Here is a 25973-nt window from a genome sequence, read left to right on the forward strand (position 1 = left end):
GGCCTGATAAGCGTAGCGCATCAGGCAATTTTAATGTTTAACTTCCCTGTTTAATCAGTTACTGCTGGCGTAGCTGGAGATCCAGCGGCGTTTTGCTGGGTTCGCCACCAATCTCGCGCGCCAGTTTTGGCACCAGATATCCCGATACTAACGTCAGCAACTCACGCATAATCTGCCGCGCTTCATCATCGCTCACCATGAAATGCGCCGCGCCCTGCACTTTATCGAGCACATGCAGGTAATAGGGCATCACACCGGCGTCAAACAGTGCATTACTCAGATTTGCCAGCGTTTGCGCGTTATCGTTCACGCCACGTAACAGAACGCTTTGGTTAAGCAGGGTGACGCCGACACGGCGCAATTTAGCCATCGCCTGACGGAACGTTTCATCTACCTCATTGGCATGGTTGATGTGATTCACCAGCAAGATTTGCAGCGTAGAACGGGCAAAGCGTTCAACCAGCGCCTCGGTGATGCGTGCCGGGATCACAATCGGCAGACGGCTGTGAATCCGCAGACGTTTGATATGTGGGATGGCTTCCAGTTGCGTTAATAACCAGTCCAGTTCGTGATCTTTCGCCATCAGCGGATCGCCGCCGGAGAAAATAATCTCGTCCAGTTCCGGATGTGCAGCAACATACTCAAGTGCCGTCTTCCAGTTTCGCTTGTTGCCCTGATTTTCGGCATACGGGAAGTGGCGACGGAAGCAATAGCGGCAATTTACCGCGCAGCCGCCTTTGACCAGCAATAGCGCCCGGTTGTGGTATTTATGCAACAAACCAGGTACTACGCTGTGCTGTTCTTCCAGCGGGTCGGTGGAGAATCCGGGCGCGACGACAAACTCATCTTGCGAGGTAAGTACCTGACGCAAAAGTGGATCGTCTGGATTGCCTTTCTCCATGCGATCGATAAATGAGCGGGGCACGCGCAGGGCAAACAGCTTTTTAGCACTGCGTCCGGCCAACAGTTTTTCGTCCGCGTCTATATTCAAAAGACGCAGAAGTTCATCAGGATCGGTCACAACATCGGCAAGTTGCGCTAACCAATCTTCTCTGGATGGGGTATTTAGGGTTACAATATGCGCCATTTTGTGGCTTAGCTACCAATTAACAAATTTCAGAGGGCCTTATGGCAACGTACTATAGCAACGATTTTCGTGCTGGTCTTAAAATCATGTTAGATGGCGAACCTTACGCGGTTGAAGCCAGTGAATTCGTGAAACCGGGTAAAGGTCAGGCATTCGCTCGCGTTAAACTGCGCCGTCTGCTGACTGGCACTCGCGTAGAAAAAACCTTTAAATCTACCGATTCCGCTGAAGGCGCTGATGTTGTCGATATGAACCTGACTTACCTGTACAACGACGGTGAGTTCTGGCACTTCATGAACAACGAAACTTTCGAGCAGCTGTCTGCTGATGCAAAAGCAATTGGCGACAACGCTAAATGGCTGCTGGATCAGGCAGAGTGCATCGTAACTCTGTGGAATGGTCAGCCGATCTCCGTTACTCCGCCGAACTTCGTTGAACTGGAAATCGTTGATACCGATCCGGGTCTGAAAGGTGATACCGCAGGTACTGGCGGCAAACCGGCTACCCTGTCTACTGGCGCTGTGGTTAAAGTTCCGCTGTTCGTACAGATCGGCGAAGTCATCAAAGTGGATACCCGCTCTGGTGAATACGTCTCTCGCGTGAAGTAATGCGGTTGTGGTGCGGCCTGTGGGCTGCACCATCACTTTCTCAGGCCAGAGATGATGAAACGCCTTATCCTTCTTGTTTTGCTTGCCAGTGCGCTGCTCACGGGCTGTAACACCGCACGCGGTTTTGGTGAAGACATTAAACATCTCGGTAATTCCATCTCCCGCGCAGCCAGCTAATTTTTCTTCTCTTCGTAAAAATCATCAGATTTCCGTCATTTTCGGTGGTGTTGTCTATTATTAATTTGCTATAGGCAAACACAAATAACATTACCTAAAAGGAAGACGTTATGGTGAAGAAGACAATTGCAGCGATCTTTTCTGTTCTGGTGCTTTCAACAGTATTGACTGCCTGCAACACCACGCGTGGCGTTGGTGAAGATATCTCCGACGGCGGTAACGCGATTTCTGGCGCAGCGACGAAAGCGCAGCAATAAGCAATAACGGTACGACAAGTTTGTCGTGCCGTTTATTTTTTCAGCGATAGTCACTAAGGTAATAGTTGAAATTCCTCTGCCACCTGGCAAAATATCCGTTCAACCATCAGCTTTGCAGGACGACCTGCAAACGCTTCTTTTCACCGGGGACGGCCCCATTTCTCCGGAGTTTTATATGTCCTGGATTATTTTATTTATTGCTGGTTTGCTGGAAGTCGTCTGGGCTGTTGGCCTGAAATATACCCACGGCTTTAGTCGTTTGACGCCAAGTGTTATTACCGTGACGGCGATGATTGTCAGTATGGCGCTGCTCGCCTGGGCGATGAAGTCATTACCTGTAGGGACGGCTTATGCTGTCTGGACGGGGATTGGCGCAGTCGGCGCGGCTATCACCGGCATTGTGCTGCTCGGCGAGTCCGCTAACCCGATGCGCCTGGCGAGTCTGGCGTTAATTGTGGTGGGAATTATTGGTCTGAAACTTAGCACTCACTAACTGCCGGGCTGCTGTACCCAAATAAACTTACTAACATCAAACCCTTCCCGGGTTGCGACTGCCAGCATCTCCTGTTTAACTTCGTCAGAAATGGTTGGCGTGCGAGAAAGTATCCACAGGTAGTCGCGGTCCGGGCCGCAAACCAGCGCGTGGCGGTACTCCCGGTCGAGCGCGATGACATTATAACCGCCGTAGAATGGCCCAAAGAACGACACTTTCAGGGCTGCGCGACGCGGATCTCCAGTAAAGTAGGCTTTTCCTTCACTCTGCTGCCACATCTCTCTGTCTGGGTTATAGCCTTTATTAATGACATTCAGGCCGCCGTCATCCCGCAGGCTATACGTCGCGGTCACTTTCTCCAGCCCGCGTTCAAAACGGTGATCAAAACGGGCAATCTCATACCACGTACCCAAATAGCGTTTGGTATCGAAATTATTTACCACAGTAACGCCACGCGGCGGTGTGGGAGAACTACAGGCAACCACCAGAAATGCAGCTGTCGCTGCGGCAACGAGAGGGAGCAGGCGCATAAATGTTTCCTTACTGGTTTTTTCTAAGTGTAGATGACAGCAAGGAAATGCGAAGAAAAGGTCCGAAAATTCGGACCCGATGAAATTTTACTGTAGAGCGTTGAGAATCTGCCAGGCGGCGGTAACTCTCGCTGGATTGGGATAATTTTTGTTAGCCAGCATCACAATACCCAGCTCTTTTTCTGGGATAAACGCGACATAGCTACCAAATCCGCCGGTCGCACCTGTTTTATGCACCCATGATGACCGCACAGCAGGAGCAGGGGGCGTAATCGCTTTTACTGGGCTTGTCGCCAGCGCAATTTTACTGTCGCTGCCATTGATGATGCTGTCAGGATTTACCGGCCAGTCCTGCATTTCCCAGCCCAGACCCTGATACATATCGCCGGTTTGCCAGTAGCGAGATTGCGCCAGTTGTATCCCTTGCTGAAGTGTTTTGTCGTTGATATCACGGGGATTCATATTGCTTTGCACCCAGCGGGCCATATCTTCAATGGTCGACTTCACACCATAAGCTTCAGCATCTAACGCCCCTGGCGAAACATGAACTGCCTTGCCTTCGCGATATCCCCAGGCGTAATTCTTTTCTTCTGCGGGCGGCACATTAATCCACGTATGGTTGAGTTTGAGTGGCTGGAAAACACGAGTTTGCATCGCCTGCTCAAAGCTCAAACCGGATGGCTTCACGGCCAGTGCGCCGAACAAACCGATACTGGAGTTTGCATACAGACGTTGTGTTCCTGGCGCCCATGCAGGCTGCCAGTTTTGATAGAAGCGCAGCAAGTCGCTTGAGGATTTCACCTCATCCGGCACCTGTAACGGCAGGCCGCCAGCGGTGTAGGTTGCGAGATGTAATAGTGTGATCCCATTCCACTGTTTAGCGGTAAGTTCAGGCCAGTATTTTGTGACGGGATCGTTTAGATTGATTTCCCCTCGAGCAATAGCGTCGCCACCAAGCACGCCCGTAAATGTTTTACTGACCGAGCCTAACTCAAATAACGTTTGCTGCGTGACGGGCCGCTTTTTTGCCACATCCGCGTAGCCCCAGGTAAAGTAATAAGGCTTACCCTGATAAATCACTGCAACGGCCATGCCGGGGATGTTTTGTTGCTCAACAAGTGGGGTAATAGTGTGATGCACAATATCGTTGATTTGTTGTTCGCTGTGGGTCGCGGCAAGAGCGGAGCAAGAGACGGTAATCAGTAAGGCGCAAAGCGTCGTTTTGAGCATAAGGTCTGGTTTCCATACAAAACGGCCCGCCATAGGCGGGCCGGATTTACATTGGCGATACGTTAGATTGTAACGATACCAATCAGCGTGACAACTGTCAGGATAGCAGCCAGACCGTAGAAAACCCATTTGCCCGCAGGCACGTGAATTTTCAGATCGTGCATCGCGTGGTGCATACGGTGTAAACCACACCACAGCGGCAGGACGATCATCAGGAACAGGAATACGCGACCAATGAAGCTTTGCGCGAACGCCAGAACGCGTTCGTAGCTCAGTGCGTCACCCGGGAACAGACCCAGTGGCAGCAGAATGCCAACCAGCAGGATCATTACAGGCGCAATGATCGCACTCCACATGCCACCGGCCCCGAAGAGGCCCCAGAATACCGGTTCGTCAGAACGCTTTGGATTTGGATTAATCATCTCAGGCTCCTTACCAGTACAGGGCAACAAACAGGATTACGATGGTGGCAACCACGGTTACCGCCCAGAGACTTTTGATAATTGGCTCTGGTCCCATTTTTTCGTCTTTTACAATGATATTGGCCGCTTTCGGTGCCAGTTCAAACCAGGTTTTGGTGTGCAGCAGGGCTGCCGCCAGAGTAATCAGGTTAATGATCACGATAACCGGGTTTTGTAAAAAGTCGACGAATCCCGCCCAGGTTTCCGGGCCATTTTTCAGGGCAAACAGCCCGAAAATCAGTTCAATGCTGAACCACACAGCCGGAACCGCTGTGCCTTCGCGCAGCATGTAAAAGCGATAAAACGGCAATTTTTTCCACCAGGTGGACGTCATTGGCCGTACATACGGTTTACGTTTAGTCGTCATGTTGCACTCCTTAGCGTGGTTTCAGGGTCGCGATAAGAAAGTCTTTTGAACTTTCTACTTTGCCCTGCTGAATGGCCGCAGCCGGATCGACGTGTTTCGGGCAGACTTCGGAGCAGTAGCCCACGAAAGTACAGCTCCATACGCCGTTCTGGCTGTTTAACTGCGCCATACGCTCCTTCTTACCGTGGTCGCGGCTATCTTCGTTATAACGATGTGCCAGCGTAATGGCAGCCGGACCGATGAACTCTGGGTTCAGGCCGAACTGCGGGCATGCGGCATAGCACAGACCACAGTTGATGCAACCGGAGAACTGGTGATACTTCGCCATCTGCGCCGGGGTCTGGATGTTAGTACCCTGATCCGCGGTGCGGGAGTTGCCGATGATGTACGGTTTGATCGCTTCCAGACTTTCGATGAAGTGGGTCATATCGACCACCAGATCGCGTTCGATCGGGAAGTTAGCTAACGCTTCAACCTTCATGCCGTTGGTGTAGTCACGCAGGAAGGTTTTACATGCCAGTTTCGGCACGTTGTTAACCATCATGCCGCAGGAGCCACAAATCGCCATACGGCAGGACCAGCGGTAGCTCAGGTCCGGCGCAAGGTTGTCTTTGATATAGCCCAGCGCATCCAGCAATGAGGTGGTTTCATCATAAGGCACTTCATAGAATGCGCTATGCGGTGCGGTATCGACTTCCGGGTTATAACGCACCACCTCAATTTTCAGGTTTTTCATCTCAGCCATTCGCCTTCTCCTTCTTATTGGCTGCTTCCGCCTTATCGGCTGCATCCGCTTCGCCACCGTACATGCGTTTGGCCGGCGGCAGCTTAGTAATCTTCACGTCGCTGTACTCCAGGCGAGTAGTGCCATCAGCATCGCGGAAGGCGAGGGTGTGTTTGAGGAAGTTGATGTCGTCACGTTCAGTGCAACCTTCGTCCAGACGCTGGTGCGCGCCGCGTGACTCTTTACGTGCCATTGCGGAGTGCGCCATACATTCGGCAACGTTCAGACCGTGGCCCAACTCAATGGTGTAAAGCAGGTCGGTGTTGAACACGCTGGAAGTGTCGGTGATGCGAACGCGCTTGAAGCGTTCCTGCAGTTCCGCCAGCTTGTCGATGGTTTTCTGCATCAGTTCCGGCGTACGGTAGATACCGCAGCCTTCTTCCATGGCCAGGCCCATTTCGTCGCGGATCTTCGCCCAGTTTTCGCCGCCGTCCTGGTTAACCAGATCTTTCAGACGCTGTTCAACGCCAGCAACCTGGGCATTGATCGCGGCATCGTTGCCATTACCGGCAGTAGATGCGCGCTCCATTGCTTGCTCACCAGCCAGACGACCAAAGACCACCAGTTCCGCCAGGGAGTTGGAGCCCAGACGGTTTGCGCCGTGCAGACCTACAGAGGAACATTCGCCCACGGCGAACAGGCCCTTAATGCGGGTTTCGCAGTTCTGATCGGTTTCGATACCACCCATGGTGTAGTGCGCGGTCGGACGTACCGGAATCGGCTCTTTAACCGGATCGACGCCAACATAAGCTTTTGCCAGTTCACAGATGAACGGCAGACGTTCGTGCAGTTTTTTCTCGCCCAGGTGACGCAGGTCGAGGTAAACCACATCGCCACGCGGCGTGGAGATGGTGTTGCCTTTACGCCATTCGTGCCAGAAGGCCTGAGAAACTTTGTCGCGTGGACCCAGTTCCATGTATTTGTTTTTCGGCTCGCCCAGCGGAGTTTCTGGACCCATGCCGTAGTCTTGCAGATAACGGTAGCCATTTTTGTTGACCAGAATACCGCCTTCGCCACGGCAACCTTCGGTCATCAGGATACCGGAACCCGGTAGGCCAGTCGGGTGATACTGAACGAACTCCATATCACGCAGCGGAACACCGTGGCTCAGCGCCATACCCATACCGTCGCCAGTAACGATGCCGCCGTTGGTGTTGTAACGATAAACACGGCCAGCGCCGCCGGTTGCCATCACCACTGCGTTGGCACGGATCTGAACCAGCGTACCTTCCATCATGTTCATTGCCACCAGGCCGCGAACATGACCATCATCAACCAGAATATCCAGCACGAAATGTTCGTCAAAACGCTGGATCTGCGGGAATTGCAGAGAGGTCTGGAACAGAGTGTGAAGCATATGGAAGCCGGTCTTATCTGCGGCGAACCAGGTACGCTCGATTTTCATGCCGCCGAAGCGACGTACGTTCACGCTACCATCCGGGCGACGGCTCCATGGGCATCCCCACAGTTCCAGTTGGGTCATTTCGGTTGGGCAGTGGTGGACGAAATAATCCACAACATCCTGCTCACATAACCAGTCGCCACCCGCTACTGTATCGTTAAAGTGATAATCGAAGCTGTCATGATCCTGCGCGACAGCGGCGGAGCCCCCTTCTGCAGCAACGGTATGGCTGCGCATTGGGTATACTTTTGAGATTAGTGCGATTTTTGCATTCGGATTTGCCTGCGCGGCAGCAATTGCAGCACGTAATCCCGCGCCACCGGCACCTACAATGGCAAGATCGGCTTGAAAGGTTTGCACGACATTCCTCCAGATTGTTTTTATCCCACATCCACGTACTTCAGGGTAAGTGCCTGAAAGTTACGGTCTGCGAACGCTATTCCACTGCTCCTTTATAGGTACAACAGTATAGTCTGATGGATAAGTCTGAAATTTGACGAGATCGATTTTTTTAGTGCGCAAGCGGGCTAAATTATCACTGAAGATGATTAATTTAATTACTAAACCATCAGATTGTGGTTTTTTTAGCCACCCCCTCTCGCTGAATGATTCCTGCGTAAAATTTGTCTCGCCGTCGCGTTGCGAGTAGACTTCGTGCCCTTGTTAAAAACTGGAGATTTCACTATGAGCGAAACGGCATCCTGGCAGCCGAGCGCATCCATTCCTAACTTATTAAAACGCGCGGCGATTATGGCGGAGATCCGTCGTTTCTTTGCCGATCGTGGAGTGCTGGAGGTGGAGACGCCTTGTATGAGCCAGGCGACGGTAACCGATATTCATTTGGTCCCGTTTGAGACACGTTTCGTTGGCCCCGGACACTCTCAGGGGATGAATCTCTGGTTAATGACCAGCCCTGAATATCACATGAAACGCCTGCTGGTTGCCGGTTGTGGCCCAGTATTCCAGCTGTGCCGCAGCTTCCGTAATGAAGAGATGGGGCGTTATCACAACCCTGAGTTCACGATGCTGGAGTGGTATCGGCCGCATTATGATATGTACCGGTTGATGAACGAAGTTGACGATCTTCTGCAGCAAGTACTGGATTGCCCGGCTGCAGAAAGCCTTTCTTATCAGCAAGCCTTCTTACGTTATCTGGAAATTGATCCGCTCTCAGCTGATAAAACGCAGCTGCGGGAAGTGGCGGCGAAACTGGATCTGAGCAACGTTGCCGATACCGAAGAAGATCGCGATACACTGTTGCAGTTGCTGTTTACCTTTGGTGTGGAACCGAACATTGGTAAAGAAAAACCGACCTTTGTTTATCATTTCCCTGCCAGTCAGGCATCACTGGCGCAAATCAGTACCGAAGATCATCGGGTCGCAGAGCGCTTCGAGGTCTACTACAAAGGTATTGAGCTGGCGAATGGTTTCCACGAATTAACGGACGCCCGTGAACAGCAACAACGCTTTGAGCAGGATAACCGCAAACGTGCGGCGCGTGGTTTACCGCAGCATCCAATTGACCAAAACCTCATAGAAGCTCTGAAAGTCGGTATGCCTGACTGCTCCGGCGTGGCTCTGGGCGTTGATCGTCTGGTGATGTTGGCGCTGGGCGCGGAGACGCTTGCGGAAGTGATTGCCTTTAGCGTTGACCGGGCATAATTCTGAAAAATCATCTAATTAACCGCACAGAATGGCGTTGTAACGCCATTCTGTAGCAGATGTTTTCATTTTTCTGCTGAAGGCCACAATTTAAGACTGGATATTTGCTATCATCCAGGTATCAATTCTGTATGGTTTTTTATTGCGGCCCGTCAATCGATGGGTAGTGCAGTTCAGTGCGCGCGTTTTATACATGTGCTAACACGAAGGATAATTTCATGCCTCACACGATAAAAAAGATGAGTCTGATAGGGCTCATATTGATGATCTTTACTTCAGTATTTGGGTTTGCCAATAGCCCGGCAGCTTATTATTTAATGGGGTATAGTGCGATTCCCTTTTATATATTTTCTGCATTATTATTTTTTATACCATTTGCCTTAATGATGGCAGAGATGGGCGCGGCGTATCGCAAAGAAGAAGGCGGCATCTATTCCTGGATGAATAATAGTGTCGGACCACGTTTCGCCTTTATCGGCACATTTATGTGGTTTTCCTCTTATATCATCTGGATGGTGAGTACCTCAGCTAAAGTCTGGGTACCATTTTCTACGTTCCTCTACGGTACCGACATGACTCAGCACTGGCGCATTGCTGGCCTGGAGCCAACGCAGGTAGTGGGTCTGCTGGCGGTGGCATGGATGATCCTGGTTACCGTGGTTGCTTCAAAAGGGATTAATAAAATTGCTCGTATTACTGCAGTAGGTGGTATTGCAGTAATGTGTCTTAATTTAGTATTACTGTTAGTGAGCATTGCCATTTTGTTATTAAATGGTGGCCATTTTGCACAGGATATTAATTTCGTGGTATCGCCGAATCCAGGATATCAATCCGGTCTGGCGATGTTATCGTTTGTGGTATTTGCCATTTTCGCTTACGGCGGAATTGAAGCGGTTGGTGGTCTGGTAGATAAAACAGAAAACCCAGAAAAGAACTTTGCCAAAGGTATTGTTTTTGCCGCTATTGTTATTTCAATTGGTTATTCGCTGGCGATATTTTTATGGGGCGTCAGCACTAACTGGCAGCAGGTATTAAGTAATGGTTCCGTTAACCTTGGCAATATCACCTATGTACTGATGAAAAGCCTGGGGATGACGCTGGGTAACGTGCTGCATTTGTCACCTGAAGCGTCATTGTCGCTGGGCGTATGGTTTGCGCGTATTACCGGGCTTTCGATGTTCCTGGCTTACACCGGCGCGTTCTTTACACTTTGCTACTCGCCACTAAAAGCGATCATCCAGGGTACGCCGAAAGCGTTATGGCCGGAACCGATGACGCGCCTGAACGCCATGGGCATGCCGTCTATCGCCATGTGGATGCAGTGCGGGCTGGTTACTGTCTTCATCCTGCTGGTTTCGTTTGGCGGTGGTACCGCATCAGCGTTCTTTAACAAGCTGACGCTGATGGCGAACGTTTCCATGACGCTTCCCTATCTGTTCCTTGCGCTGGCTTTCCCATTCTTTAAAGCACGTCAGGATCTCGACAGACCATTTGTGATTTTCAAAACACACATGTCGGCAACGATCGCGACAGTGGTGGTGGTACTGGTGGTGACGTTTGCGAACGTTTTCACCATTATCCAGCCAGTGGTTGAAGCCGGAGACTGGGATAGCACATTGTGGATGGTTGGCGGCCCTGTCTTCTTTTCGCTGTTAGCGATGGCGATTTACCAGAACTATTGCAGCAGAGTGGCAAAAAATCCGCAGTGGGCGGCTGAGTAATCAGATGCCCTATCGTCGGCCTGACGATAGGGCATAAATACAGGGAATGTTATGGATGACAACAGCCGGGACCCGGCAATAACCGAAGATGAAATCAGGGCGCTGCAATTTTCTGCGCAGGACGTTGCAGAAATAGAGCACGTTATCCTTTCTTTTGCCGATGTTCGCTACACCCGTAAAGTGGCGATGGTGGTCGGTAATACCATTAATACCCTCAAAGATCGCGACAGGAATCGGTGGAGAAACCTGCCGGATATCTATTGCGCTTATCTTATTAGATGTCTGGTTTTTCGCGGAGAATTAGTGGGATACGGCGATTTGTTTCGTATGCGCTATAGCGAAATTAAACTACGGGTTACCTCATGAGTGCGCGCATGTTTGTTTTGTGCTGCATCTGGTTCATTGTGGCGTTCCTCTGGATAACCATCACTTCCACGCTGGACAAAGAGTGGATGATTGATGAAGGCGGGGTTAAAAACATCTGCGATGTGCTGGAGTATCTGGAAAATGACGATACCCGTGATGTCGGTGTGATATTGACGTTGCCGCTCTTTTTCCCTTTTCTCTGGTTCGCGCTGCGGCGAAAAAAAGGCGGCTGGTTTATGTACGTCACTGCACTTGCGATCTTCGGCTATTGGCTGTGGCAGTTTTTCCTGCGCTATCAGTTTTGTTTGTGAGCCGGAGTGGTTCATCCGGCCACAAAGACCTTACAAACTTCCCGCCTGACGACCTTTGCCCGCAGAAGTTAATGTTCTCCCCGTTTGTTTACCGTTGAGGCTTTCCAGACGCATCTGGAAGGGCGGGAATGGCATATCAATACCGTGGGCGTGGAAGCCCGCCAGAATCAGTTGATGGATTTCATGGCGCAGCGGCATGCGGTGACCCATTTCTGCGGCGTAAATACGCAGCTCGAAAATCTGGATCCCTTGCTGTAGATCCACCAGGAAGACTTCCGGCGCAGGATTGTCGATCACCAGCGAGCAGCGATGCGCAGCGTTAAGCAAGATTTCCGTCACTTCTTCACTGTTGGCATCAGCAGGGGCCGGAATCGTCAACACCACGCGCGTGACCGAGTCAGAGAGCGACCAGTTGATAAACTGCTCAGTAATAAACGCCTTGTTCGGCACGATAATCTCTTTACGGTCCCAGTCGCTGATGGTGGTGGCGCGGGTGTTAATTTTCGTCACGCTACCGGTAAGATCGCGGATCGTTACCGTATCGCCAATGCGAATCGGTTTTTCGAACAGGATAATCAGGCCAGAGATAAAGTTGGCGAAAATTTCCTGCAAACCAAAACCGAGACCAACACCGAGCGCGGCGACCAGCCACTGCAATTTCGACCACTCAATACCAATCATTGAGAAGCCGACCAGCCCGCCAATCAGCATCAGCAGATATTTGGTGATGGTGGTGATGGCGTAGCCCGTACCCGGCGTTAAATCCAGGTGCTGCAAAATCGCCAGTTCCAGCAGCGCGGGCAGGTTGCGCACCAGCTGCGTGGTGATGATAAACACCAGAATGGCAATCAGCACCGCACCGAGGGTAATCGGCTCCAGACTTTCTACGCCCTGTACCGTGGACGTAACATCCCACAGCGAAATATTTTCGAGGAAGCCGAAAGCGGAATGGATTTCTGACCACAGCACAATGACCGAAAGCAGGGCGATCAACATCAAAATTGAGCGCACCAGCCGCAAGGACTGCGCACTGATGGCATCGAGATCGACTTCGCTTTCATCGACTTCAATCGCCCCTTCCGGGCTACTGTGATGATGCGCTTCCTCTTCGCCACGCGCGCGCTGCGCTAACATCTCGGCCCGGCGATGTTTCGCCCGGTCAAAAGCCAGTCTGCGTCGCTGGATTAGCATCCAGCGGCGGATAACGTGGTAAACCACCAACAGCAGGAACCAGATGGCGACCGAGGTTTCAAGCCTTGCTAACAGCGCCTGTGCCGTTGCCAGGTAACCGACTGCCGCTGCCAGAATAGCGACCAGCGGCGCGCCAATCATCATGTTCCATAACATATGGTTGGTAATGTTATCGCCGCTTCCCTCTTTGTTGAGGTACAGCGGGATCCCCGCTTTTTTCAAACTGAGGGTGACCACCGCCAGCGCACCACATATGAGAATAAAGCAAAGCCGTCCCAGCGAACCGGAAAACTCGCGGTCGTCGAGATTATCGAACATCATCAGCGCCATAATCAGCGGCACGATAAGCCCGATGCTCATCAGGTAGTAGCGCATCCCGCGGGAAACACGTTCGCGCGGCCAGCCAAAATGAGCGATAAACAAGCCGTTCGGGCGGGCAAATGTGGCGCAAATCATCACTACCCACAGCAGCGGCACGGTGGCTGTTACGCCATCACCAATCGCTACCGCCAGCGGATAAGGCCACGCCTCGCGCAAGCCGTAACCCAGCGTCATCCACAGCACCGGTAACGGTGACGCGACGAGAATCGACCAGAAAAGGGTGCGTAATGTCAGCCAGAAGTGATCCTGAGTCACCTTGCCGACTTTCGCTGCCGAACGTTCGAGAAAACGGGTGAAATAGCGGCGCGAGTAAATACTGCAACCGACCAGAATCAACGCGCCAAACAGCGGCAAAATCGTCTCTTTGCTGGTCAGCATCATGATGCTGGCTTTACCTAACTGGCTGAAGGTGTCCAGCGAAATGAGACGGCGCAGGTCCTGGGCGATTTCCAGCGGCCAGGCGATGGTCATCGGGCGCACGTCAGAGGTCCAGAACAGATAGCGGTGCGTCGCTTCGTTCACCTCTTTCAGCGCATCTTCCAGTTGCCCGTTGGAGACTTTCAGCTTGGTCAGTTCCAGCAGTAGCGTGTCACCACCCTGCAACAATGAGTTCAGCAACTCACGCTGAGTACGCAGTTGTGCTTCGAGAATACGGTTTTGCTCGGCGGTCAGCGGCTGACCGTCAGTCTGAAGGATTTGTCGCAGTTGCGGTTGTTTATTGAGTAGATCCTCATAGTGCAACCGTTGCACGCGCAACTGCGCCATTTCGGTATCAAGTTGTTGCGGTTTCGGCATTTCCGGCAGTCGTGCCACCTGCGCTCGCAACGCTTCGCCGAGCAGGTTGGATGCTCCCAGCCATTGTGACTGCTCGCGCAGGGTATTCAGCGCCTGCCGGACCTGTAATGTCTGGCTGGCAGCCTGACGCTGTTGCGAAGCGACGAGATCCATTCGCTGCGCTTGTTGATTCAGCGCTGCCGACAGTTCGCGGTTAATTTTGAATTGCGCGACGATATCTTTCGGTAAATTGGCACTGCTTTCAGCCAACAACTCGGTGCTTTCCAGCGCCCGCTCCGCCTCAAGCTGGCGTTGGCTGTTCAACTGATTACGTAAGGCCTGCAAATACGCATCCAGCTGCTGGCTCTCTTTTTCCGCCAGCTCAGAGCGCAAGCGCGCTAATTCCTGGCGGTTATTGGCAGACAGCTGCGCCAGCTCTAGTTCATCAACGAGGGCTTTCAGACGTGCGGAGTCAGACTGCAACGCGAAATTTTGTGCCTGATTGAGCGGGGAATTGCCGGTAAGCGTCCCCAGGCGGCGCTCGATTTCATTTAACTGACGGCGGGCATCGGTTTGCTGTTGCGGCAGTTGATTCAGTGAATCGGCAATCTCGCGGGCGCGTTCCTGCTCTTGCTGGGCCTGACGGCTTTTATCCAGCAACTGACTGCTGACCTGGAGAATTTCCTGATTCAGCGCGTCGGTAGACATTCCCGGCGACACGCTGCGCGGCTCGTCACGCATGTTGTTTAATTGTGCGCGCAGAGTAGCAGAGAGTTTCGGATAATTATCAATGACTTCTTGGTATTGCTTGATGCGCTCAAGGGAACCTTTTCGTTCCTCAAGCGCATTTAAGGCAGACTGGAGCGCCTCTACGACTTCCGGCTGCGCGGGTTTCGCCGCTTTTGCCTGCTCCAGTTCCTGGGTGATTTGTTTGCTATCGGGGGCCGTCGCGGCGTACGCCCCCCAACTGAGGCACCAGGCCATCAGAAAAGTGATAATCAGGCGCACGTCAGCGTTTCCTTTGATGGATTAGACCTGGTCTTTTTTGTCGTCAACCAATGGGCTGGCGTCGTGTTCTGCTTCGATCTCTTCAGCAGGAATCGGGGCCGGTTCAGCGTCTGGCGTAACAAAGGTTTCGGTAGATACTGCCAGCGGCTGACCAATTTTCGTGACAGACAGGCTTTCCAGTTGCTCAACCAGGTTCACTTTACCCGGTGCAAACAGGTTGATAACGGTAGAGCCAAGTTTAAAGCGACCCATTTCCTGGCCTTTCAGCAGCGCCACAGAACCGTCGTTTTCCCCGGCAGGCCAGGTCCAGCGTTTGATGATGCCTTCGCGCGGTGGTGTAATGGTACCCGCCCAGACCGTCTCAATGCTGCCAACAATCGTCGCACCAACCAGAATCTGCGCCATCGGGCCAAATTCGGTATCGAACAGGCAGATCACGCGTTCGTTACGGGCAAACAGATTCGGCACGTTCTGAGCAGTGAGATGGTTAACGGAGAAGAGATCGCCCGGTACGTAGATCATCTCACGCAAAATACCGTTGCACGGCATGTGTACGCGGTGATAGTCACGCGGGGAGAGGTAAGTGGTCACAAACGTACCATTGCGGAAAAGATCCGCCATCAGATAGTTGCCCGCCAGCAGGGCTTCGAGGCTGTAATTGTGGCCTTTGGCTTGCAGGATTTTATCTTCTTCAATTTTACCTAACTGGCTGATAACGCCATCGGCAGGCATGACCAGAACATTCGGATCGGTATTGATTGGGCGTACTTCGTCACGCAGCGGACGGACAAAAAATTCGTTAAAGGTGCGGTAGCTGGCAGTATCCGGCTTCTGCGCCTCTTGCATGTCGACTTTGTAGTATTTAACGAACAGATCGATAACCAGTTTTGTCAGCCATCCTGCTCGCTTGCTTGCGCCCCAACCCGCCAGGCGAGTAAGCCATAGTTTCGGCAGAATGTACTGTAGCGAAAGTTTAAATGAATTTAACAAAGTAGCCTCCAGGCCATTGTTTTGTCGTTCCTGATCCGGCGTACATGCCGGATCCTGAAAAAAAGGGGACGATTCTAACGACGGTTAGCTTAATTGTCAGTCATCCGTATCAGAAAAGTTTTTACGCGTTTTTACCTGCGCCATGCTTTCCAGAATACGGTGATAGTTTTCGAAACGGGTTTCCGCGATTTTCCCTTCGTCAACGGCCTCACGGATAGCGCAGCCCGGATCGGTATCGTGTTTACAATCGCGGTATTTGCACAGACCTAAGTAGTCATGGAATTCGACAAAACCGTGAGTGATTTGTTCCGGCTCGAGATGCCAGAGTCCGAATTCGCGTACCCCAGGAGAATCAATCACATCGCCGCCGTGCGGGAAGTGATACAACCGAGCGGCAGTCGTGGTGTGCTGGCCCAGACCTGAGTTGTCAGAGACATCGTTGGTCAGGATCTCTTTTTGCAGCCCCAGCAACGCGTTCAGCAGGCTGGATTTGCCGACGCCAGATTGCCCGGCAAAAATGCTGATGCGTCCGGTCAATGCCTCTTCCAGCGGTTTCAGCCCATCCTGAGTATGGCTGGAAACCATCAATACGCGATAACCGATGTTGCGGTAGATATCCATCTGTTCGTTGACGAACGCCATGCCTTCGTCGTCCAACAGGTCTATCTTATTGAGCACAATAATCGGCTCAATCTGCAAGGTTTCGCAGGCTACCAGGTAACGGTCGATGATATTGAGCGACAGCTCCGGCAAAATGGCGGAGACAATGACAATCTGGTCGATGTTGGCGGCGATGGGTTTCACGCCGTCATAGAAATCCGGGCGTGTTAACACCGAGGTGCGCTCATGCACCGCTTCCACGATCCCTTTGACATTTACGCCTTCCGCCGCCGGTTTACCCGGACGCCAGACTACGCGGTCGCCGGTTACCAGTGAACGGATGGTGCGGCGAATATTGCAGCGGTGAACGTCGCCATCGGCGGATTCCACATCAGCGTGCATACCAAAGCGGCTGATGACGATACCTTCATCAGGCTCGCCAAACAGATTGTCGTCGTAGTCGGGCTTCTCCTTAGACGTTTTAAGACGACGCTGGTGATTGGCGTTCACGCGGCGCTGCTGGCCTTTGGAGAGTTTATTTTTACTCAATCGTACAGACTCCTGGTCGCCCCTGATGGGCAAAACATCTATGATACACGCAATTGTGGATCAATATAGTCACTGTGAATGGGTGGAAAATAGCATGAGTGCCAATGAAAACAACCTGATTTGGATCGATCTTGAGATGACCGGTCTGGATCCCGAGCGTGATCGCATTATTGAGATTGCCACGCTGGTGACCGATGCCAACCTGAATATTCTGGCAGAAGGGCCGACCATTGCAGTACATCAGTCTGACGAACAGCTGGCGCTGATGGATGACTGGAACGTCCGTACCCATACTGCCAGCGGGCTGGTGGAGCGCGTGAAAGCGAGCACGATGGGCGATCGTGAAGCAGAACTGGCGACGCTCGAATTTTTAAAACAGTGGGTGCCTGCGGGTAAATCGCCTATCTGCGGTAACAGCATCGGTCAGGATCGCCGCTTCCTTTTCAAATACATGCCGGAACTGGAATCGTACTTCCACTACCGCTATCTCGATGTCAGCACGCTGAAAGAGCTGGCGCGCCGCTGGAAGCCGGAAATTCTCGACGGTTTTACCAAGCAGGGGACGCATCAGGCGATGGATGATATCCGCGAATCAGTTGCGGAACTGGCTTACTACCGCGAGCATTTCATCAAGCTGTAAAATTCTTCCTGGTCACGTAACCGCCGGAATCCACTTGCGGCGGCGTGATTTTGACGCTAAATTGAACGCCTTGCTGATAATTTCAGCACTTGAGATAAAAATTCGAAAAATTTTTTTTAGGGGGGTTGCAGAGGGAAAGATTTCTCGTATAATGCGCCTCCCGTAACGACGCAGAAATGCGAAATTACGAAAGCAAAAATTAAGTAGTACGCGGGAATAGCTCAGTTGGTAGAGCACGACCTTGCCAAGGTCGGGGTCGCGAGTTCGAGTCTCGTTTCCCGCTCCAAAATTTGAAAGTGCTGCAAAGCACAGACCACCCAAGCGGGAATAGCTCAGTTGGTAGAGCACGACCTTGCCAAGGTCGGGGTCGCGAGTTCGAGTCTCGTTTCCCGCTCCAAATTCTTCTCCCAATAAAATATCCACAGCGACGCGATGCGTTATTGCTGGTTTTTGTTGCCTTTGACAAACTCTTGTAAACAGAGTTATCCACAGGTCCGGGCTGTAATCTTAATTTCAGAAAAACTTCGCACGATGAATAGTAATTTTTTAACTTGTTGATATATAAGTTGAAAATTAAGATTGTATTTTGTCGTATCGATCACTTGACGATGATATTCGTCTTGAATTGCAATGCGTTTTTATTTTTATTCACAAGCTGTGGATGAATCAGGCGTCACGTGGTAGTCCCTTTTCAATTACACGAACCAGACGCTGTTTTTTCGGCAATTGCACTTCAACCACGCACGCATTTCGTCTCTCGATTTGCTGCGCAATCGCCCACGCTATATGCTCATCAAGAAGTGGGTGCTCACCTTTACGACTTTCCAGCGCCGTCAGAATCGCTTCATCCCAGGGCGCATTGCCTAATGCTACGGCGATATTACGCAGCCAACGCAGGTGACCTATACGGCGAATCGCCGATCCTTCCGTGACTTTTAAGAATTTCTCTTCGCTCCATGCAAAAAGCTCAATGAGTTCCGGTGCGTGTAGTGGTTTGCGCGGGCTGAAATCGTCTTCAGTTGTCAGTTGTGAATAGCGATTCCACGGACAAATAAGCTGACAGTCATCACAGCCGTAAATACGGTTTCCCATTAACGGTCGCAACTCTTCCGGGATAGCCCCTTCCAGCTCAATCGTCAGATAAGAAATACAACGGCGAGCATCGACGGTATATGGCTCGACGATGGCGCCGGTCGGGCAAATCGTCATACAGGCCACGCATTTACCGCATCCTTCCTCGACCGGTTGATCCACGGGCAGAGGAATATCGACCAGCAATTCACCTAAAAAGAAGAACGAACCGGCCTCGCGATTGAGGATAAGTGAGTGCTTACCTGTCCAGCCAAGTCCTGCTTTTTCAGCTAACGGGCGCTCGAGAATAGGCGCAGAATCGACAAACGGTCTAAAATTCAGCGAAACACAATGTTGCTGAATCATCTCGCCCAGCTTTTTGAGTCGGTTGCGCAGAAGTTTGTGATAGTCACGGCCCAGCGCATAACGGCTAACATAGCCGAGTTTGGGGTTTTTCAGCGTGCTGGCAAATGCGGCGTTAGCAGGAAGGTAATTCATCCGCACGCTGATCACGCGCAGCGTACCGGGCAATAACTCATGGGGGCGGGCGCGCAGCATACCGTGACGCGCCATCCAGTCCATTTCGCCGTGGTATTGTTTGTCCAGCCATGCTTGCAGTTTGGGCTCGGACTCGCTGAGATCGGTATCGGTAATACCTACCTGCTGAAAGCCCAGTTCCAGCCCCCACTGTTTAATTTTTTGCGCTAACTGATTGAGATCGAGGGGCTCTGACATGACGGACCATACAATGAAGAAAAACCCCGTAAGTATACCACACACCGTCTGGCACGCCGACGATATCCGCCGCGGAGAACGCGAGGCGGCAGATGTGCTGGGGCTCACACTCTATGAGCTGATGCTTCGCGCTGGCGAGGCCGCATTCCAGGTGTGTCGTTCGGCGTATCCTGACGCCCGCCACTGGCTGGTGCTGTGCGGTCATGGTAATAACGGCGGCGATGGCTACGTGGTCGCGCGACTGGCCAAAGCGGTCGGCATTGAGGTCACGTTGTTGGCCCAGGAGAGCGACAAACCGTTGCCGGAAGAGGCCGCGCTGGCACGCGAAGCATGGTTAAACGCGGGAGGCGAGATCCATGCTTCGAATATTGTCTGGCCCGAATCGGTAGATCTGATTGTTGATGCGCTGCTCGGTACCGGCTTGCAGCAAGCGCCCCGCGAATCCATTAGCCAGTTAATCGACCACGCTAATTCCCATCCTGCGCCGATTGTGGCGGTTGATATCCCTTCCGGCCTGCTGGCTGAAACCGGCGCTACGCCAGGCGCGGTGATCAACGCCGATCACACCATCACTTTTATTGCGCTGAAACCAGGCTTGCTCACTGGAAAAGCGCGGGATGTTACCGGACAACTGCATTTTGACTCACTGGGGCTGGATAGCTGGCTGGCAGGTCAGGAGACGAAAATTCAGCGGTTTTCGGCAGAACAACTTTCTCACTGGCTGAAACCGCGTCGCCCGACATCGCATAAAGGCGATCACGGGAGAGTGGTGATTATTGGCGGCGATCACGGCACGGCGGGGGCTATTCGTATGACGGGGGAAGCGGCACTGCGTGCTGGTGCTGGTTTAGTCCGAGTATTGACCCGCAGTGAAAACATTGCGCCACTGCTGACTGCACGACCGGAATTGATGGTGCATGAACTGACGATGGACTCTCTTACCGAAAGCCTGGGATGGGCCGATGTGGTGGTGATTGGTCCCGGTCTGGGCCAGCAAGAGTGGGGGAAAAAAGCCCTGCAAAAAGTTGAGAATTTTCGCAAACCGATGTTGTGGGATGCCGATGCATTGAACCTGCTGGCAATCAATCCCGATAAGCGTCACAATCGCGTGATCACGCCACATCCTGGCGAGGCCGCACGGTTGTTAGGCTGTTCCGTCGCTGAAATTGAAAGTGACCGCTTACATTGCGCCCAACGTCTGGTACAACGTTATGGCGGCGTAGCGGTGCTGAAAGGTGCCGGAACCGTGGTCGCCGCCCATCCTGACGCTTTAGGCATTATTGATGTCGGAAATGCAGGCATGGCGAGCGGCGGCATGGGCGATGTGCTCTCTGGTATTATTGGCGCATTGCTTGGGCAAAAACTGTCGCCGTATGATGCAGCCTGTGCGGGCTGTGTCGCGCACGGTGCGGCAGCTGACGTACTGGCGGCGCGTTTTGGAACGCGCGGGATGCTGGCAACCGATCTCTTTTCCACGCTACAGCGTATTGTTAACCCGGAAGTGACTGATAAAAACCATGATGAATCGAGTAATTCCGCTCCCTGATGAGCAGGCAACATTAGACCTGGGCGAGCGGGTAGCGAAAGCCTGCGATGGCGCAACCGTAATCTATCTGTATGGCGATTTAGGCGCAGGTAAAACCACCTTTAGCCGGGGCTTTTTGCAGGCTTTGGGCCATCAGGGTAATGTCAAAAGCCCCACTTATACGCTGGTCGAACCCTATACGCTCGACAACTTAATGGTTTATCACTTTGATTTGTACCGCCTTGCCGATCCCGAGGAGCTGGAGTTTATGGGGATCCGCGATTATTTTGCCAACGATGCCATCTGCCTGGTGGAGTGGCCACAACAAGGTACAGGTGTTCTTCCAGACCCGGATGTCGAAATACACATTGATTATCAGGCACAAGGCCGTGAGGCGCGCGTGAGTGCGGTTTCCTCTGCGGGTGAATTGTTGCTGGCGCGTTTAGCCGGTTAACCTTTGAAAGGTGGCGGGATGATGTATCGCATCAGAAATTGGTTGGTAGCGACGTTGCTGCTGCTGTGCGCGCAGGTGGGTGCCGCGACGCTCTCTGATATTCAGGTTTCTAACGGCAACCAACAGGCGCGGATAACGTTGAGTTTTATTGGCGATCCTGATTATGCGTTTAGCCATCAAAGCAAACGCACCGTGGCGCTCGATATCAAACAAACGGGCGTGATTCAGGGACTGCCATTGTTGTTCAGCGGTAATAATCTGGTGAAGGCGATTCGCTCCGGAACGCCTAAAGATGCACAAACGCTACGGCTGGTGGTCGATCTTACCGAAAATGGTAAAACCGAAGCGGTGAAGCGGCAGAATGGCAGCAATTACACTGTCGTCTTTACGATTAACGCCGATGCGCCGCCACCGCCTCCGCCGCCGCCTGTGGTTGCGAAACGCGTTGAAACGCCTGCGGTTGTCGCACCGCGCGTCAGTGAACCAGCGCGCAATCCGTTTAAAACTGAAAGTAACCGCACTACGGGTGTTATCAGCAGTAATACGGTAACGCGACCGGCTGCGCGCGCGACGGCTAACACTGGCGATAAAATTATCATCGCTATTGATGCCGGACACGGCGGTCAGGACCCTGGCGCTATCGGCCCTGGTGGTACGCGGGAGAAAAATGTCACCATCGCCATCGCGCGTAAATTGCGTACTTTGCTCAATGACGATCCGATGTTTAAGGGCGTTTTAACCCGTGACGGGGATTACTTTATATCGGTGATGGGGCGCAGCGATGTGGCACGTAAGCAAAACGCCAATTTCCTCGTGTCGATTCACGCTGATGCCGCACCGAACCGCAGTGCGACTGGCGCTTCCGTATGGGTGCTCTCTAACCGTCGCGCCAACAGCGAAATGGCCAGCTGGCTGGAGCAGCACGAGAAACAGTCGGAGCTACTGGGCGGAGCGGGCGATGTGCTGGCGAACAGTCAGTCTGACCCCTATTTAAGCCAGGCGGTGCTGGATTTACAGTTCGGTCATTCCCAGCGGGTAGGGTATGATGTAGCGACCAGTATGATCAGTCAGTTGCAACGCATTGGCGAAATACATAAACGTCGGCCAGAACATGCCAGCCTTGGCGTTCTGCGTTCGCCGGATATCCCGTCAGTACTGGTCGAAACCGGTTTTATCAGCAACAACAGCGAAGAACGTTTGCTGGCGAGCGACGATTACCAACAACAGCTGGCAGAAGCCATTTATAAAGGCCTGCGCAATTATTTCCTTGCGCATCCGATGCAATCTGCGCCGCAGGGTGTAACGGCACAAACTGCCAGTACGGTGACGACGCCAGACCGTACGCTGCCAAACTAAGGACGATTGATGCCAATTCAGGTCTTACCGCCACAACTGGCGAACCAGATTGCCGCAGGTGAGGTGGTCGAGCGACCTGCGTCGGTAGTCAAGGAACTGGTGGAAAACAGCCTCGATGCAGGTGCGACGCGTATCGATATTGATATCGAACGCGGTGGGGCGAAACTTATCCGCATTCGTGATAACGGCTGCGGTATCAAAAAAGATGAGCTGGCGCTGGCGCTGGCTCGTCATGCCACCAGTAAAATCGCCTCTCTGGACGATCTCGAAGCCATTATCAGCCTGGGCTTTCGCGGTGAGGCGCTGGCGAGTATCAGTTCGGTTTCCCGCCTGACGCTCACTTCACGCACCGCAGAACAGCAGGAAGCCTGGCAGGCCTATGCCGAAGGGCGCGATATGGACGTGACGGTTAAACCGGCGGCGCATCCGGTGGGGACGACGCTGGAAGTGCTGGACCTGTTCTACAACACCCCGGCGCGGCGCAAATTCTTGCGCACCGAGAAAACCGAATTTAACCATATCGATGAAATCATCCGCCGCATTGCGCTGGCGCGTTTCGACGTCACTATCAACCTGTCGCATAACGGAAAAATCGTACGTCAGTACCGCGCAGTACCGGAAGGCGGGCAAAAAGAACGCCGTTTAGGGGCGATTTGCGGCACTGCTTTTCTCGAACATGCGCTGGCGATCGAATGGCAACACGGCGATCTCACGCTGCGTGGCTGGGTGGCTGATCCGAATCACATCACGCCCGCACTGGCGGAAATTCAATATTGTTACGTAAATGGGCGCATGATGCGCGATCGCCTGATTAATCACGCGATCCGCCAGGCCTGCGAAGACAAACTGGGCGCCGATCAGCAACCGGCGTTTGTGCTATATCTGGAGATCGACCCGCATCAGGTGGACGTCAACGTCCATCCGGCAAAGCACGAAGTGCGCTTTCATCAGTCGCGTCTGGTGCATGACTTTATCTATCAGGGCGTGCTGAGCGTGCTGCAACAGCAGCTGGAAACGCCCTTGCCGTTGGAAGATAACGCCCAGTCAGCACCGCGCCATATACCCGAAAACCGCGTGGCAGCAGGGCGTAATCACTTTGCTGAACCGGCAGTTCGTGAGCCAGTGGCTCCGCGTTACTCTCCGTCTTCATCTCCTGCGCCTGCAACAAGTAGCGGTAGCCGTCAGGCTGCCCCGTGGCCGAACGCGCAACCGGGCTACCAGAAACAGCAAGGCGAAGTGTATCGCCAGCTGTTGCAAACGCCTGCAGCGATGCACAAACCAAAAGTGCAAGAATCGCAGGAACTTACGCTGGCTGCGAATGGTCAAAGCTTTGGTCGGGTGCTGACTATCGTCCATTTGGACTGTGCGCTGCTGGAACGTGACGGCAATATTTCACTTTTAGCCCTGCCGGTGGCGGAACGCTGGTTACGTCAGGCGCAGTTAACGCCGGGAGATGCGCCGGTCTGCGCTCAGCCGCTGCTTATTCCGCTGCGGCTAAAAGTCTCTGGTGAAGAAAGATCGGCCTTAGAAAAAGCGCAGTCTGCACTGGCGGAATTGGGTATTGAATTTCAGTCCGATGCGCAGCATGTGACCATCAGGGCCGTGCCTTTACCCTTACGCCAACAAAATTTACAAATCTTGATTCCTGAACTGATAGGCTACCTGGCGAAGCAGTCCGTATTCGAACCTGGCAATATTGCGCAGTGGATTGCACGAAATCTGATGAGCGAACATGCGCAGTGGTCAATGGCACAGGCCATTACCCTGCTGACGGACGTAGAACGGTTATGTCCGCAGCTTGTGAAAACGCCGCCGGGTGGTCTGTTACAATCTGTTGATTTACATCCGGCGATAAAAGCCCTGAAAGATGAGTGATATCAGTAAGGCGAGCCTGCCTAAGGCGATTTTTTTGATGGGGCCGACGGCCTCCGGTAAAACGGCGTTAGCTATTGAGCTGCGTAAAATTTTACCAGTAGAGTTGATAAGCGTTGATTCTGCCCTTATTTACAAAGGGATGGATATCGGGACGGCGAAGCCGAACGCTGAAGAATTACTCGCCGCGCCGCACCGATTGCTGGATATTCGCGATCCGTCGCAGGCTTATTCGGCCGCTGATTTTCGCCGCGATGCGCTGGCGGAGATGGCCGATATCACGGCGGCGGGGCGGATCCCACTGTTAGTGGGCGGTACGATGTTGTATTTCAAGGCGTTGCTGGAAGGGTTGTCGCCGCTACCGTCGGCGGACCCGGAAGTACGGGCCAGAATTGAGCAACAGGCGGCAGAGCAAGGTTGGGAGTCATTGCATCGTCAACTTCAGGAGATCGATCCGGTTGCGGCAGCAAGGATTCATCCAAATGATCCACAAAGGCTTTCCCGAGCACTGGAAGTTTTTTTCATTTCGGGTAAAACTTTAACGGAACTGACGCAAACGTCAGGAGACGCTCTACCGTATCAGGTGCATCAGTTCGCCATCGCCCCGGCGAGCCGTGAACTGCTCCATCAACGAATTGAGCAGCGTTTTCATCAGATGTTGGCTTCAGGTTTTGAAGCTGAAGTCCGGGCGCTTTTTGCCCGAGGAGATTTGCATACGGATTTGCCTTCCATTCGTTGCGTGGGTTATCGCCAGATGTGGTCTTACCTTGAAGGCGAAATCTCATACGATGAAATGGTTTATCGAGGTGTTTGCGCCACGAGACAGTTGGCGAAGCGGCAGATAACCTGGCTGCGTGGTTGGGAAGGGGTTCACTGGCTTGACAGTGAAAAACCAGAACAGGCGCGTGACGAAGTATTACAGGTTGTTGGTGCTATCGCAGGCTGAATGTGTACAATTGAGACGTATCGTGCGCAATTTTTTCAGAATCGAAAGGTTCAAAGTACAAATAAGCATATAAGGAAAAGAGAGAATGGCTAAGGGGCAATCTTTACAAGATCCGTTCCTGAACGCACTGCGTCGGGAACGTGTTCCAGTTTCTATTTATTTGGTGAATGGTATTAAGCTGCAAGGACAAATCGAGTCTTTTGATCAGTTCGTGATCCTGTTGAAAAACACGGTCAGCCAGATGGTTTATAAGCACGCGATTTCTACTGTTGTCCCGTCTCGCCCGGTTTCTCATCACAGTAACAACGCCGGTGGCGGTACCAGCAGTAACTACCATCATGGTAGCAGCGCGCAGAATACTTCCGCGCAACAGGACAGCGAAGAAACCGAATAAGGTTTCGGGCTGTTTTTTTTACACGGGGAGC

At 52.6% G+C, this 25973-nt stretch carries 27 protein-coding genes and 2 tRNA genes; 18 read left to right on the plus strand and 11 right to left on the minus strand.

All coding sequences use genetic code 11. The features are described from left to right. Nucleotides 1-58: 58 nt before the first annotated feature. Complete coding sequence (gene epmB / locus FFT88_RS09035; protein WP_130221786.1) at nt 59-1087, minus strand: EF-P beta-lysylation protein EpmB; 1029 nt, start codon at nt 1085-1087, stop codon at nt 59-61. Nucleotides 1088-1128: 41 nt separating this feature from the next. On the opposite strand from epmB, the gene efp reads away from it, so the two are divergent. The 4 genes from efp to sugE all read left to right on the plus strand — a co-directional run bounded on the left by efp (nt 1129) and on the right by sugE (nt 2622). Continuing rightward, nucleotides 1129-1695: an elongation factor P gene (gene efp, locus FFT88_RS09040; protein ID WP_000257278.1), complete on the plus strand. Its 567-nt coding sequence runs from the start codon at nt 1129-1131 to the stop codon at nt 1693-1695. Nucleotides 1696-1746: 51 nt separating this feature from the next. After that, on the plus strand, nt 1747-1872 hold the full coding sequence (ecnA, locus tag FFT88_RS09045; RefSeq protein ID WP_064525758.1) for a lipoprotein antitoxin entericidin A: 126 nt from the start codon (nt 1747-1749) through the stop codon (nt 1870-1872). Nucleotides 1873-1982: 110 nt separating this feature from the next. Continuing rightward, complete coding sequence (gene ecnB, locus FFT88_RS09050; RefSeq protein ID WP_000239596.1) at nt 1983-2129, plus strand: lipoprotein toxin entericidin B; 147 nt, start codon at nt 1983-1985, stop codon at nt 2127-2129. A gap of 175 nt (nt 2130-2304) precedes the next feature. Next, nucleotides 2305-2622 carry a quaternary ammonium compound efflux SMR transporter SugE gene (gene sugE, locus FFT88_RS09055; protein WP_130205961.1) on the plus strand — a complete coding sequence of 106 codons (318 nt, stop codon included), beginning with the start codon at nt 2305-2307 and terminating at the stop codon, nt 2620-2622. On the opposite strand, the gene blc is transcribed toward sugE, so the two are convergent. The 6 genes from blc to frdA form a co-directional block, all read right to left on the minus strand. Next, nucleotides 2619-3152 carry a lipocalin Blc gene (gene blc, locus FFT88_RS09060; protein ID WP_130205963.1) on the minus strand — a complete coding sequence of 178 codons (534 nt, stop codon included), beginning with the start codon at nt 3150-3152 and terminating at the stop codon, nt 2619-2621. The genes sugE and blc overlap by 4 nt on opposite strands. An 87-nt stretch (nt 3153-3239) precedes the next feature. After that, entirely contained in the window at nt 3240-4382 is a 1143-nt protein-coding gene (locus tag FFT88_RS09065; protein ID WP_135405688.1) for a BlaEC family class C beta-lactamase, read from the minus strand. A gap of 62 nt (nt 4383-4444) precedes the next feature. Beyond that, nucleotides 4445-4804 (minus strand): fumarate reductase subunit FrdD, encoded by a 360-nt coding sequence (gene frdD / locus FFT88_RS09070; RefSeq protein WP_001299198.1) that lies wholly within the window; start codon nt 4802-4804, stop codon nt 4445-4447. Between the two features lie 10 nt (nt 4805-4814). Further along, nucleotides 4815-5210, minus strand: coding sequence for a fumarate reductase subunit FrdC (frdC, locus tag FFT88_RS09075; RefSeq protein WP_001568431.1), 396 nt, complete (start codon nt 5208-5210; stop codon nt 4815-4817). Nucleotides 5211-5220: 10 nt separating this feature from the next. Then, on the minus strand, nt 5221-5955 hold the full coding sequence (gene frdB, locus FFT88_RS09080) for a fumarate reductase iron-sulfur protein (RefSeq protein WP_064525766.1): 735 nt from the start codon (nt 5953-5955) through the stop codon (nt 5221-5223). Next, nucleotides 5948-7756 (minus strand): fumarate reductase (quinol) flavoprotein subunit, encoded by a 1809-nt coding sequence (frdA, locus tag FFT88_RS09085; RefSeq protein ID WP_130205969.1) that lies wholly within the window; start codon nt 7754-7756, stop codon nt 5948-5950. The genes frdB and frdA overlap by 8 nt, the downstream gene beginning before the upstream one ends. Nucleotides 7757-8080: 324 nt before the next feature. On the opposite strand from frdA, the gene epmA reads away from it, so the two are divergent. The 4 genes from epmA (at nt 8081) to FFT88_RS09105 (ending at nt 11456) form a co-directional block, all read left to right on the plus strand. Further along, nucleotides 8081-9058, plus strand: coding sequence for an elongation factor P--(R)-beta-lysine ligase (gene epmA, locus FFT88_RS09090; protein ID WP_000004771.1), 978 nt, complete (start codon nt 8081-8083; stop codon nt 9056-9058). 218 nt (nt 9059-9276) lie between these two features. Then, entirely contained in the window at nt 9277-10779 is a 1503-nt protein-coding gene (yjeM, locus tag FFT88_RS09095; protein ID WP_130205971.1) for a glutamate/gamma-aminobutyrate family transporter YjeM, read from the plus strand. A gap of 51 nt (nt 10780-10830) precedes the next feature. Further along, complete coding sequence (gene yjeN, locus FFT88_RS09100; protein WP_135405689.1) at nt 10831-11145, plus strand: protein YjeN; 315 nt, start codon at nt 10831-10833, stop codon at nt 11143-11145. Further along, nucleotides 11142-11456: a YjeO family protein gene (locus FFT88_RS09105; RefSeq protein ID WP_135405690.1), complete on the plus strand. Its 315-nt coding sequence runs from the start codon at nt 11142-11144 to the stop codon at nt 11454-11456. The genes yjeN and FFT88_RS09105 overlap by 4 nt, the downstream gene beginning before the upstream one ends. A 30-nt stretch (nt 11457-11486) precedes the next feature. Here FFT88_RS09105 and mscM read toward each other — a convergent pair whose 3' ends face one another. The 3 genes from mscM to rsgA form a co-directional block, all read right to left on the minus strand. Beyond that, a complete protein-coding gene (gene mscM, locus FFT88_RS09110) occupies nt 11487-14810 on the minus strand; it encodes a miniconductance mechanosensitive channel MscM (RefSeq protein ID WP_135405691.1) in 3324 nt (1107 codons plus the stop codon). Nucleotides 14811-14831: 21 nt separating this feature from the next. Then, nucleotides 14832-15800 carry an archaetidylserine decarboxylase gene (gene asd / locus FFT88_RS09115; RefSeq protein ID WP_135405692.1) on the minus strand — a complete coding sequence of 323 codons (969 nt, stop codon included), beginning with the start codon at nt 15798-15800 and terminating at the stop codon, nt 14832-14834. A 96-nt stretch (nt 15801-15896) separates the two neighbouring features. Beyond that, on the minus strand, nt 15897-16949 hold the full coding sequence (rsgA, locus tag FFT88_RS09120; RefSeq protein WP_130205979.1) for a small ribosomal subunit biogenesis GTPase RsgA: 1053 nt from the start codon (nt 16947-16949) through the stop codon (nt 15897-15899). A 94-nt stretch (nt 16950-17043) separates the two neighbouring features. Between rsgA and orn the strand changes: the two genes are divergently transcribed. The 4 genes from orn to FFT88_RS09140 all read left to right on the plus strand — a co-directional run bounded on the left by orn (nt 17044) and on the right by FFT88_RS09140 (nt 18273). Next, nucleotides 17044-17589, plus strand: coding sequence for an oligoribonuclease (gene orn, locus FFT88_RS09125; protein WP_064525781.1), 546 nt, complete (start codon nt 17044-17046; stop codon nt 17587-17589). A gap of 210 nt (nt 17590-17799) precedes the next feature. Beyond that, a tRNA-Gly gene (locus FFT88_RS09130) sits at nt 17800-17875 on the plus strand. A gap of 35 nt (nt 17876-17910) precedes the next feature. Then, a tRNA-Gly gene (locus FFT88_RS09135) sits at nt 17911-17986 on the plus strand. A 233-nt stretch (nt 17987-18219) separates the two neighbouring features. Then, the gene (locus FFT88_RS09140; protein WP_100699686.1) at nt 18220-18273 is read left to right on the plus strand and encodes a hypothetical protein; all 54 of its coding nucleotides are present in this window, start codon (nt 18220-18222) and stop codon (nt 18271-18273) included. Here the strand turns inward: FFT88_RS09140 and queG are convergent. Further along, on the minus strand, nt 18256-19395 hold the full coding sequence (queG, locus tag FFT88_RS09145) for a tRNA epoxyqueuosine(34) reductase QueG (RefSeq protein ID WP_130205981.1): 1140 nt from the start codon (nt 19393-19395) through the stop codon (nt 18256-18258). The genes FFT88_RS09140 and queG overlap by 18 nt on opposite strands. Here queG and nnr point away from each other — a divergent pair. From nnr to hfq, 6 genes are all read left to right on the plus strand, one after another. Beyond that, a complete protein-coding gene (nnr, locus tag FFT88_RS09150; RefSeq protein ID WP_135405693.1) occupies nt 19394-20941 on the plus strand; it encodes a bifunctional ADP-dependent NAD(P)H-hydrate dehydratase/NAD(P)H-hydrate epimerase in 1548 nt (515 codons plus the stop codon). The two genes, queG and nnr, sit on opposite strands and share 2 nt — an antisense overlap. Then, complete coding sequence (tsaE, locus tag FFT88_RS09155; RefSeq protein WP_000981977.1) at nt 20913-21374, plus strand: tRNA (adenosine(37)-N6)-threonylcarbamoyltransferase complex ATPase subunit type 1 TsaE; 462 nt, start codon at nt 20913-20915, stop codon at nt 21372-21374. Before nnr ends, tsaE begins: the two co-directional genes overlap by 29 nt. Before the next feature lie 18 nt (nt 21375-21392). Beyond that, nucleotides 21393-22730: an N-acetylmuramoyl-L-alanine amidase AmiB gene (gene amiB, locus FFT88_RS09160; RefSeq protein WP_135405694.1), complete on the plus strand. Its 1338-nt coding sequence runs from the start codon at nt 21393-21395 to the stop codon at nt 22728-22730. A gap of 9 nt (nt 22731-22739) precedes the next feature. After that, nucleotides 22740-24605 carry a DNA mismatch repair endonuclease MutL gene (gene mutL, locus FFT88_RS09165; RefSeq protein ID WP_135405695.1) on the plus strand — a complete coding sequence of 622 codons (1866 nt, stop codon included), beginning with the start codon at nt 22740-22742 and terminating at the stop codon, nt 24603-24605. Beyond that, nucleotides 24598-25548: a tRNA (adenosine(37)-N6)-dimethylallyltransferase MiaA gene (gene miaA / locus FFT88_RS09170; protein WP_001280339.1), complete on the plus strand. Its 951-nt coding sequence runs from the start codon at nt 24598-24600 to the stop codon at nt 25546-25548. The genes mutL and miaA overlap by 8 nt, the downstream gene beginning before the upstream one ends. A gap of 85 nt (nt 25549-25633) precedes the next feature. Continuing rightward, on the plus strand, nt 25634-25942 hold the full coding sequence (gene hfq / locus FFT88_RS09175) for an RNA chaperone Hfq (protein ID WP_001051883.1): 309 nt from the start codon (nt 25634-25636) through the stop codon (nt 25940-25942). The last annotated feature ends 31 nt before the right edge of the window (nt 25943-25973 follow it).

It is taken from the genome of Escherichia sp. E4930 (assembly GCF_005845405.1).
GTDB lineage: Bacteria > Pseudomonadota > Gammaproteobacteria > Enterobacterales > Enterobacteriaceae > Escherichia.